The organism is Streptomyces sp. NPDC026394 (assembly GCF_055567735.1).
In genome coordinates this window covers 81,240-89,643 of the sequence record NZ_JBVHPX010000029.1, presented here as the reverse complement: position 1 = coordinate 89,643, position 8,404 = coordinate 81,240, and the positions used below count along the sequence as shown (strand labels likewise).

At 70.4% G+C, this 8,404-nt stretch carries 9 protein-coding genes; 6 read left to right on the top strand and 3 right to left on the bottom strand.

Annotated elements, in window-relative coordinates:
* Positions 1-185: 185 nt before the first annotated feature.
* Positions 186-944, bottom strand: a complete 759-nt coding sequence (locus ACZ4QV_RS37945; protein WP_361156621.1) for a Clp protease N-terminal domain-containing protein — start codon at positions 942-944, stop codon at positions 186-188.
* An 89-nt stretch (positions 945-1,033) separates the two neighbouring features.
* Here ACZ4QV_RS37945 and ACZ4QV_RS37940 point away from each other — a divergent pair, with 89 nt between their 5' ends.
* The 3 genes from ACZ4QV_RS37940 to ACZ4QV_RS37930 all read left to right on the top strand — a co-directional run bounded on the left by ACZ4QV_RS37940 (position 1,034) and on the right by ACZ4QV_RS37930 (position 4,566).
* On the top strand, positions 1,034-1,717 hold the full coding sequence (locus ACZ4QV_RS37940; RefSeq protein ID WP_361582795.1) for a TetR/AcrR family transcriptional regulator: 684 nt from the start codon (positions 1,034-1,036) through the stop codon (positions 1,715-1,717).
* Positions 1,714-2,472, top strand: coding sequence for a YqeB family protein (locus ACZ4QV_RS37935; protein WP_361619570.1), 759 nt, complete (start codon positions 1,714-1,716; stop codon positions 2,470-2,472). The genes ACZ4QV_RS37940 and ACZ4QV_RS37935 overlap by 4 nt, the downstream gene beginning before the upstream one ends.
* A gap of 384 nt (positions 2,473-2,856) precedes the next feature.
* Positions 2,857-4,566: a mycolysin gene (locus ACZ4QV_RS37930; protein WP_361156630.1), complete on the top strand. Its 1,710-nt coding sequence runs from the start codon at positions 2,857-2,859 to the stop codon at positions 4,564-4,566.
* Between the two features lie 94 nt (positions 4,567-4,660).
* Here the strand turns inward: ACZ4QV_RS37930 and ACZ4QV_RS37925 are convergent, their stop codons facing one another.
* Positions 4,661-4,924 carry a hypothetical protein gene (locus tag ACZ4QV_RS37925; protein WP_361156633.1) on the bottom strand — a complete coding sequence of 88 codons (264 nt, stop codon included), beginning with the start codon at positions 4,922-4,924 and terminating at the stop codon, positions 4,661-4,663.
* A 257-nt stretch (positions 4,925-5,181) separates the two neighbouring features.
* On the opposite strand from ACZ4QV_RS37925, the gene ACZ4QV_RS37920 reads away from it, so the two are divergent.
* Together ACZ4QV_RS37920 and ACZ4QV_RS37915 are read left to right on the top strand one after the other, a co-directional pair.
* A complete protein-coding gene (locus ACZ4QV_RS37920; protein WP_361619567.1) occupies positions 5,182-6,009 on the top strand; it encodes a helix-turn-helix domain-containing protein in 828 nt (275 codons plus the stop codon).
* On the top strand, positions 6,006-6,206 hold the full coding sequence (locus ACZ4QV_RS37915) for a DUF397 domain-containing protein (protein ID WP_361619566.1): 201 nt from the start codon (positions 6,006-6,008) through the stop codon (positions 6,204-6,206). Before ACZ4QV_RS37920 ends, ACZ4QV_RS37915 begins: the two co-directional genes overlap by 4 nt.
* Before the next feature lie 124 nt (positions 6,207-6,330).
* On the opposite strand, the gene ACZ4QV_RS37910 is transcribed toward ACZ4QV_RS37915, so the two are convergent.
* On the bottom strand, positions 6,331-7,617 hold the full coding sequence (locus ACZ4QV_RS37910) for a helix-turn-helix transcriptional regulator (RefSeq protein WP_361619565.1): 1,287 nt from the start codon (positions 7,615-7,617) through the stop codon (positions 6,331-6,333).
* 189 nt (positions 7,618-7,806) lie between these two features.
* Between ACZ4QV_RS37910 and ACZ4QV_RS37905 the strand changes: the two genes are divergently transcribed.
* Entirely contained in the window at positions 7,807-8,253 is a 447-nt protein-coding gene (locus ACZ4QV_RS37905) for a glycine-rich domain-containing protein (RefSeq protein ID WP_361582785.1), read from the top strand.
* Positions 8,254-8,404 lie beyond the last annotated feature (151 nt).

Genomic DNA, 8,404 nt, shown 5'->3' with positions numbered 1-8,404 from the left:
AACCCAAACCGGGCGGCGGCGGGGGGGCCCCCCGTTTTTTAAAACACGCCGCCGGGGTTGGGGGGGGGGGGGGGGGGGGCCCCGGGGGGGGGGTGGTCGGGGGGGGGGGGGGGGGGGGGGGGCGGGCGCCCGGGCGGGGGGGCGGGGGGGGGGGGGGGGCGCCCCCCCCCCCCCCCCCCGCCCGGTCACTTCTGCTTCTTCTGCGTGACGTTCTGCGTGGCGGCGATGATCTCGGCCAGCGCCGCGACGACGTCGGCCTCGGACGCCTCCTTGGTGATGCCGAGGCCGTGCAGTACGCCCTCGCCGTCCTCCAGTTCCAGCAGCGCGAGCAGGATGTGTTCGGTGCCGACGTAGTTGTGGCCCAGGCGCAGGGCCTCGCGGAAGGTGAGTTCCAGCGCCTTCTTCGCCTGCGCGTCGAAGGGGATCAGCGCGGGCATCTCCCCGGCCGCGGCCGGCAGCAACTCGGTCACGCGCTGCCGTACGGCGTCCAGCGTCACGCCCTGCGCCACGATCGCCCGCGCCGCGAGGCCGTCCGGCTCGGCCAGCAGGCCGAGCACCAGGTGCAGCGGGCCGATCTCGGGGTTGCCCGCGGCGTGGGCCTCGTTCTGCGAGGTCACCACCACGTTCCGGGCGCGTTCCGTGTACCGGCTGAAGCCCTGGCTGGGGTCGAGGTCGGACGCCTCACCGGGCGTCTTGGGCACGAACCGCTTCTGGGCGGCCTGCTTGGTGACGCCCATGCTCTTGCCGATGTCCGTCCAGGACGCGCCCGAGCGGCGGGCCTGGTCCACGAAGTGGCCGATCAGGTGGTCGGCGACCTCGCCGAGGTGTTCGGCGGCGAGTACCGCGTCGGTGAGCTGGTCCAGCGCGTCGGGGTGGACCTTCTTGATGGTCTCGATCAGGTCGTCGAGGCGGATCGGATGGGTGCTGCGACTGGGTTCCGTCATGCGTCAACCGTAAGTTGACGCCCCTCAGTCGTCAACCCCTGGTTGACGTCCACTGTTTTTACTAGAGCGCCTGCTCTACTATTACGGCGATGCGTACCGTCAACCCTGAAGAGCACGCCCGCAAACGGGCCCACATCCTCGGCGCCGCGGCCGGCGAATTCGCCGCGTACGGCGTCGACGGCACCTCGACCGCGCGCATCTGCCGCGCCGCCGGGATCGGCTCGGGCACGCTCTTCCACTACTTCGCCACCAAGCGCGACATCTTCCACGCGCTCTTCAGCGACGACCTGCCGCGCAACGCCGAGGCATGCGCCCGCGCGACCGCCCAGGACCGCCCGGAGGACGGCATCCGCCTCCTCGTGGACCACCTGCTCGCCGACCTCGCCGACCCGCTCGTGCCGGGGCTCGCGGCGGCGGTCGTCTTCCAGGTCAACCGGGACGAGGAGTTCGCCCGGCTGATCATGTCCGACACCGCACAGATACGGGCCGCCCTGGAGACGTTGACGGCACGCCTCGCCGAGGAAGGGCGCCCGCTCCCCTTCCCGCCCGAACGGGTCGCCGCCTGGATCCAGGGGCTGCTGGACGCGGCCTACCTCGCCGCGGGGGAACCGGACTTCGACCCCGCCACGCACACGGCCGAACTGCGGCGCATCGTCACCTGGCTGACCGGCGGCCAGGCACCCGGGACGGTCCCCCCGCCCACCGGCACACCGTCCTCACCCGGCACCAAAAACCGCCCCCGTACCGCCCCAGAGGGAGAACCGGCCCGATGACTTCCGACCACCCGACGCCCGAGAATTCACTCTCCAAGTCCCCGTCGCCGCCCTCCGACCGGACCACCGTCGGCCCCACCACCGGCGAACGCGCCGTGCTCTGGGCAGGCTTCCCCGTTGCGGGAGCGGTGGCGTTGTGGCTGGTCAGCAGGGCCGCGGGCTGGGTGGCTTCGCTCCCGTGGGCCCCGTTCCAGGGGCCGTTCAAGCTGGTCGCGTCCGCGCCCGAACCGCTCCTGTCGATCGGTGCCGCGGCCGTCGGCGTCCTCGTCGGCCTGGCCATCGCCTTCTTCGCCGACCTTGAGTACGTGACCGCCGACATCGGGCCGGACCGGGCCGCCCTGACCGTCGACCGGGTCACCCGGACGGTGCCGCGCGCGGCGACCGCCGCGGTCTTCCAGGACGGCAAGAACCTGGTGCTCCTCGGTCACGACTCCACCGAACTCGCCCGGGTGCACGGCGATTTCGACGTCGACCGGTTCACGGCCGCCTTCGAGCGGCACGGCTACCCCTGGCGCCCGGAGGGCGATCCGTACGCCGCCGACTTCCGCCGCTGGGTCACGGCGCAGCCCGACCTGTCCAGCGACGCCCACGCCCTGCTCAAGGCCCGCGCACACGCCCTGAAGAAGAGCCGGAAGAAGGACGCCGAGCAGCTCAGGGAGGAACTGGCCAGGCTGGGCATCGTCGTACGGGACGACAAGAAGAAGGCGCAGCACTGGAGGCGCGTCCGGCTCACCCAGGACAACCCTGCCGAATGAGCGCGACGCGTTCGACTTCGCCCGCCACCACACACAGTCACAGCGCGTAGTCGCCGCACCGCCCCGCATCGCACCCCGAAGGGAGTGATTCCCGACACCGGTCTTTTCCGTTATCCCGCAACGTCACTGGTCAGGCGCACAGTTCGCGCCTGGCCGACTTTTTTCGGCACGTCATGACATGTGCAGGGCATCGTGTAGGGTTTCGATCTATGTCACCCAGGGTGTTTCTTTGGCCAGCGATTGGCGTCCCCCGTCGCACGCCTCGGCACCCCGGTGGGCAGCGCGCAACTCCCGCACAGCGGTGTCCGCGTGGACCGGATCCGGTCGGCCAGGTCCTGGCCGTGGGCGCCGCGGAAAGGTTTGCCCATGTCCCGGAAACGGGCCTTGAAGAGACGCGTCCTGCGGCCGGTCCCACTCGTCGCGCTGGCGGGCGCCGGCGCCTGTCTGGCCGTCGTCGTCGTACCGTCCGCGTTCGGCACGACCGCCCCGGCCGCCCCCGCCGGCCCGGCCGCGAAGAGCGGCACCTGCACGATCCGCTCCACCGGCGGGCACTCCGAAGCTCCCCCCAGTTGCCTCGGCGTCACCGCCTCCCTCGACCACCTGCCCGCCGTCGGCGAACAGGCCACGCTCACCGTGGACGTCAAGGCGCAGGCCGACGTCAAGAACGCCGGGCTGGCCGTACAGCTCCCGCCCTCGCTGCGAATAGCCGGCAAGGACTCCGGTCTCACCGCCCCCACGACGGACGCTTTCGGCCAGCGCACCAGCCAGAAGATCGCCCTCACCCCGGGCACCCGCTCCGTCGAGATCAAGGTCAAGGCCGTCGCCGCCGGACCCGCGCAGATCCAGGCGGACATCAGCGACATCGACCGTCCCGACCCGCGCCGCGCCGGGCACGACTCGGTGGAACTCACCGTCGGCACCGCCAAGGGCTCCACCGACGAGGGCCTGTCGGTCGTCAAGGGCCGCGCGACCAAGGTCGACGGCCCCGGCCCCGGACAGCGCAAGCCGCGCAAGGTCACGCCCAAGACGCCCGCTCCGGCCCGCGCCTCGGCTGCCGCCGCACCGGCCGCACGCGCCCAGGTCTGCGTCGGCGGCACCTTCCGCAACCGCTTCCAGTCCGCCGAGGGCGGCAACTGGAACGCCAAGGCCAACCGGGACGAGCCGGTCAGCAACGCCAACGTCACCCTGTGGGGCAGGCCGACCGCCAACGGCGCCGTACAGAAGCTCGCCACCGGAATGACCGGCAACGGCAACGGCCAGTTCAACCTCTGCTACACGCCGAGCACCGCTGTCACCTCCACGGCCTGGGTGGAGTTCCAGACGCAGGCCGGCGGCATGTGGTCGGTGGTCGACCGCAACGGCAGCCGTTACGCGACCACCTCGTACGCGCTGAACAACGTCTCGCGCAGCACCAGCCTGGGCAACGTGTACGCCAACCAGGGACAGAGCCGCGCCTGGCACGTCCTCGACACGCTCAACAAGCTGTGGTGGAACCGCGGTTCCACCACCAACTGCTGGGCGTCCAGCCAGCAGAGCGGCCGCTGCACCCCGATCACCGTGCAGTGGTACCCCGGCTCCACCGACGGCACGTACTGGATGTCCGGCGAGGACAAGATCCACCTCGCGGACGACGACCCGGACTCCGAGCACACCACCGTGCACGAGGCGGGCCACGCGCTGATGGGCAAGCTCTACCGGGGCTGGTGGCCGCAGGTCACCAACTGCTCGCCGCACTACGTCAGCCGCACCTCCTCCGCCAGTTGCGGCTGGACCGAAGGCTTCGCCGACGCGGTGGCGTTCCACACGTTCGACGACACCACGTACTACTGGGGCAACGGCGCCTCCCAGAACCTCGCCAACGACCGCTCCACCAGGGACATCGACCCGGGTGACGCCTGCGAGGCCCGCGTCGCCACCGCCCTGGTCGACCTGTGGTCCCAGGTCGACGGCGACTGGACGAGGAGCAACACGATGATGGCCCGCGACCCGCAGTCCAGCTTCCGCGAGTACTTCACCACGGACCGGCCGGCATACGGCCTGGACACCGGTGACACCGCGCGCAACATCATCTGGAAGCACACGATCTGGTACTGACGGGTACTGACGCGAGCTGACCGCTCCAGGGGCCGGGCCGACCACCAGTCGGCCCGGCCCCTGCACACGCGTACGCGTACGCGTCGCCTCATTTCTACTGCCGCAGCCGTTGCGTCCCGGTGGGCGCGGTGAAGATGCTGACGGATTCCTCCGTGTGCCGGGTGAAACGCTTGTGCCCGGTCTCCGCCCCGTGCGCGCGAATCCACGTGTTCGACTGCGTGGGATTGTCCCAACAGGCAGAACGCGCACCACACGCTTCCCGGTCGACCTCGGTGACACACTCGGCGAAGTGCGCGCGAATACCGGTGATCTGGATTTCGAGGCGGGTCGTTACGGGGGGCGTCGTCGGCGTCGTCATGACCATGCCTTTCGGCTGGGGGAGGCTGAGGGCAGGGTTACTGTCGCCACTGGTGCGCACAATGAGCACGCCGTCACTTCCGCGTGAGCGCATGAGCCGGGTGAGGCGCTTCCGGCCCGAAAACTGGTCAGGTTCACCCTTTCGGGGCAAGGTTCGCTCCTTTCCGTAGCGGTATCACTACTGGAGGGAATTAGCGTGACCCACAGACGAAGCCTGTTCAACTTGCGTCCTTTGAACGGACAGTTGGGTGGTGGCGGTTGAACCGCAAAGAGCTGGACCCTGATCATTCGCCTGCGGCGCGCTTCGGCGTCCGTCTGCGTACGCTGCGGGACGAGCGCGGGTGGACCCAGGAAGAGCTGGCGGACCGCTTGGGGTACTCCGGAACGCATATTTCCGCCATCGAAAATGGTCGGCGCCCTCCAACTTCCCGCTTCGCGGCAAGAGCGGACAAGGTGCTGGGGAGCGGCGGCCGCCTCGAACGACAGGGACGGTCCGTGCGTCAGCCTGCGCTGCTGGACGGCTTCCCGGAGTATGTGGGGCACGAGGGGCGGGCAGCAGAAATCCGGCTCTACGAGGTGGGAGTCATCCCTGGCCTCCTCCAGACGCCGGAGTACGCGACGGCCCTCGCAGAGAGCCATGTGAAGCGGGGAGCGATCACGGCCGAACAGGCGGAAGAGCGGGTGACGCTCGTGGCACAGCGACAGGCCGCGCAAGTTCGAACACCGTCACCGCAGATCTTTGTGGTGCTGGACGAAAGCTGCATTCGCCGACCTATCGGCGGGCCCAGGGTCATGGACGCCCAATGGGATCGCCTGGTCGAGTTTGCTGACCTGCCGAACACAGTGCTCCAGGTCGCCCCATTCGACATGGGCGAGCGCCGCCCGTTCGACCTGCCGCTCTACATCCTCACTCTGCCCGATCGCAAGCTCGCATCGTACGCAGAGTCCGCCCAACGTGGGCACCTGGAGCGGGATATGACGTCCGTACTGCCCCTGTTGGCGGCCTACCATCAGCTACAGGCTGAGGCGCTCTCCCAGGCGTCATCCATGGCCATGCTCGAACAGTTACGAAAGGGCACCCCGTGACCACCGACAACCCCCGCTGGTTCAAGTCCTCGTACAGCAACAATGGCGGCGCTTGCATAGAGATCGCCACCAACCTCGTCGTCTCGCACGGCGTCGTCCCCGTCCGCGACTCCAAGAACCCCAACGGCCCGCACCTGACGCTCAGCGCGGACGCCTGGTCCGGACTGGTCGAGTTCGCCAGGCAGGCCACCGTCTGACCTGGCCGGACCCGCACATTGCCCCGCCGCTCCCCAGGAGTGGCGGGGAACCGGGCCCGCATGCCAGGTGTGGTTCAGGGGAATCGACGAACCAGCCGCCACGCCCGTAGGGCGGCTCGCGGCATCAGCGCACGGTGGTGACAGCAGCCGACAGCTCGCGGACTCCGGCCGCGCGAGGGTGGCGCCGGGCCAGGTCGGTGACGACCTGCCGGATGGCGGGCCGGTCGCGGACCTCGCCGCGCGATGCCCGTACGGCGTGCAGCAGCGCGTCGGCGGCCGGTTCGGGCTTGGACATCTGCCACCAGGCCCGCGCCATGTCGGTGTGCATCCGGGCTTTGCGCTCGGGTGTGGCGAACTGGCCCTCGTGTAGATGGGCACCGGATTCGAGAGCGGCGCCGGCATCTCCCAAGGCCCAGTGGACGCCGACGGCGTACAGAGCTACGGCCGCTGGGGTCAACGGGAACAGACGCTCGGACGGGGCCCGTTCGGGTAGGAGCCGGGCGACGCGCTGGGCCTCGCCGATCGTGGCCAGGGCATGGCCCCGGTCGCCCGCACGGGCCGCGCAGTACGCCTGCGTACACAGCATCTGAGCGTACGCCGAGGACTGCGCGCCGCTGGTGAGTCCGGTGGCTTCGACGTGCGCCGCGGCCTTGAGGATCAGGCGCTGAGCTGCAGCGGGCCGATCCTGATGACGCAGGACGATGCTCATCTCTCGCGCGGCGGCCGCGGCCGCGAGCGGGGAGCCGGACAGGTCCGCGTAAACGGTGGCCCGGTCGGCGGCCTGGCGGGACTGTTCGTAGCGGCCGATCTTCGTGAGGACCTGGGACAGGAGGCTGTAACCCGTCGAGAGGCGGGCCAGTGCCAGTTCCTGCCGGGAGCGGGCTGCCAGGTGCGCGTCACCGAGCAGGCCGGGCAGCACCTCCAGGAGTCGGGCGTGCCGGCCTGCGTCGAACAATCCTCGGGCCTGGGCCATACGCCGGCTGAGGGGCGCGGCGGAGCCGCTGGGATCGGGGACGCCCGCCAGTGCGACATCGACGCCGATCAGGAACTGCGCGGGGGCCGCGAGTCCGGCGGCAGCGAGCAAGGTACGGCGGCGCATCGGGTCCTCCTGCGCTCGTGGACCATCGAGCGCCACCTTAGTGGCCGAGGAACCGCCGAGAGCGAGCGACGCCGTCAGAACATCCGTCGGGACTCCCACCTCTTCGGCGGCGCGTCGCAGCAGACGCAGGTCGGAGGGGCAGCGGCGAGCTTCGAGCCGGGAGACCGTGGAGGTCGAGCACCCCAGACGGCCGCCCAGGTCTTCTTGTCGCCACCCGCGCGCAGTACGCCCGACCTTGACCAGGCCGCCGGCGTGCCGGGTGGCGACGAGGGAGCGGACCATGTCGGAGCACCACGGCGTGTCGCCGGACACAGCGCCTCCCGCGCGCCAGGGGCCGAGGCCCGTACCACGGTAGTGACTGAACGTGCCCGCGTCGATGCCGTGTGCACTATCCGCAAATGGTCTGCACAGCATGCACGGCGCCCTCCGGCCGCTCCTGCCCGGTGGTGTCGTGGTCGTACGGCCCACGGTGGGCCGGACCGTCACACGCAGGAGGGCACGATGACGACAGTGGCCGAAACCAAGACACCGGTCCGCGATCCACGGGATTACGTGACGCGCGAAGTGTGGGCCCGGCAGATCCAGCTCCTGATGCGGGATCACCCCGTGGACGAGGTGATGGCCAACCGGCTGTTCGGGGCCGCGGTCTCGTACCTGATCACCACGATGGAGAAGTGGGGCCGGCACTTGGAGCTGTGCTGCGGCCGCCTCGTCGACCTGGCGGTCCATGTGTTCATCCTGGACACGAAGAACTACCGCGACTTCTGCCACCGGCACTTCGACGGGAAGTTCCTGGAGCACATTCCGGAGATCGCGTTCAAGTACGACGGCAGTGTGGAACGCACCGCCCGGGTGATCGCGGACAACGGCTTCGAGGTGGACTGGAAGCTGTGGGAGCGCGACTACGCGGCGTGCGGCCCGTGCCGTCCGGGGGAGGAATGCCACTGAGCGACGCCGCACACCGTCGGGCGGGGGCCCCCGCGCGGGGCCCGCCCCCCGCGGGGCGGGGGGGGGCCGGCGGGAACGCCCCCCCCCCCCCGCCCGGCCGGGCACGGGGGGGGGGCCCGCGGTGTCACGCGGCCGCCGAGTGTAACGGGGC